General features: G+C 34.4%; 1 protein-coding gene. It reads right to left on the bottom strand.

The window, feature by feature from the left end:
- On the bottom strand, positions 1-320 hold a 320-nt coding region (locus SB679_RS23535; RefSeq protein ID WP_410704688.1), incomplete at both ends, for a hypothetical protein.

Below are 320 nucleotides of genomic sequence, written 5' to 3' on the forward strand. Positions count from 1 at the left end.
AAACTGCAAAACACCATTTTCATATTGGAAGCCATCGAGGTATTCAGTGATTTTTTTCAGCTCTATTTGGCTTTTGGAAGAAAAATAGGAGTACTCCGCCTTCAGTTTGGTTCCGTCTGCTCTGTACGTATATTGTGTATTAACATTTTTTTCAGTATCTCCCAAAAAACGATCCCGTATAATATAAGTATCATCATAAATAACAGCAGATGGCAAATCAAGATGGTTGTACTTTATTTTTATTATTCCTTTATCTTTTTGACTGGTCATATTCCCATTATCATCATAATCTATAAGCGTACCGGATGAAGATGGATAGC

The organism is Chryseobacterium sp. SIMBA_029, from assembly GCF_046535275.1.
Classification (GTDB): domain Bacteria; phylum Bacteroidota; class Bacteroidia; order Flavobacteriales; family Weeksellaceae; genus Chryseobacterium.